This window comes from Moorena sp. SIO3I8, assembly GCF_010692325.1.
Classification (GTDB): Bacteria; Cyanobacteriota; Cyanobacteriia; order Cyanobacteriales; family Coleofasciculaceae; genus Moorena.
Genome location: NZ_JAAHHW010000493.1, coordinates 1 through 1,034, shown reverse-complemented (window position 1 = coordinate 1,034; position 1,034 = coordinate 1). Strand labels below are relative to the sequence as shown.

General features: G+C 48.5%; 1 protein-coding gene and 1 pseudogene. Both read right to left on the bottom strand.

Going from position 1 to position 1,034, the window contains the following annotated elements:
* The coding region (locus F6K51_RS38145; protein ID WP_293031581.1) for a hypothetical protein at positions 1-186 on the bottom strand (186 nt) is incomplete at its 3' end.
* Between the two features lie 157 nt (positions 187-343).
* Positions 344-1,034, bottom strand: a pseudogene (locus F6K51_RS38140) (hypothetical protein); the annotation flags it as partial.

Genomic DNA, 1,034 nt, shown 5'->3' with positions numbered 1-1,034 from the left:
TGAATTAGGAATCGTAGATTGAGCCATCCCATTTAGAGCTGAGATCACTAAGATAGAAACACCAAAACTAGACACACCAAAACCTGCCTTTGCCTTCAGGGGGTACGCTTTTAGTGGTGGCTGCCACATGCCATAGGGTGGCCGTAGCGCAATCGCCATCAATCTCCTTTTTAGATAAACAATCATGAAAGTAGCGAGTGGGGGGAACCCCCAAGACCGTAATGGTGCTTTTTCCGTAGGCGAATTAAATTCGCCACGGGTCGCACCTCTGCATCGCTTTACGTAAATTCTTGTCCACTGTTCCCAGATCCGCTGTTCCCTGTTCCCGACTTCTGCAAGAAGTCTATTCTACACACTCGCGACTCAAAACTAGCCGTCCATCTGCCAGTCGATATACCTTTTGAGGTTCTACAATCGGATCACCGATTTGCCAAGGGCGATTCGGTTGGGTGCTGGAGCTAGAGCTACCATCACTGGGTATGGTGCGCACTGTGCCAGTGGCAAAGGGTGAAATGGTACCACTTCCCGGAGCAGTGGGTTTTCCACCGCTGCCAGTAATGATCAAGCTACCTGGTTGCTCTCGACTACGAAAAATGCAGCTATTGGACAGTAAAGTAGTGGTGTCAATCTGATTGACTGGTAAGAAGGTCAGGCTGTTTTCGATCAGGCTGGCGTTGATAGTGGTGCCAACCCGTCCTCCATCGAAAACCAGTAACAGTTGTGTATTAATATTCAAGGAACCTGCATTTCCGGTTGAGTCTTCGAAAGCTTCAACAAATATACCGCTGGGAAAACTACCATCGGGGGATTTACCACGGACTTGCACCGGTTCCGAGGCATTGATGGTCACATTACCTCCATCTCCTTCTCCAAAGGTAACGGCGTTAACCTGTGCTCCATCCTTAAGCAGTAAACTTTGTGTATTAATATTCAAGGAACCTGCATCTCCGGTTGAGTCTGGATTAGCTTGGGCAAATATACCGCTGCCAAACTTACCATCGGGGGATTCATCAATGACTTGCACCGATTCCGAG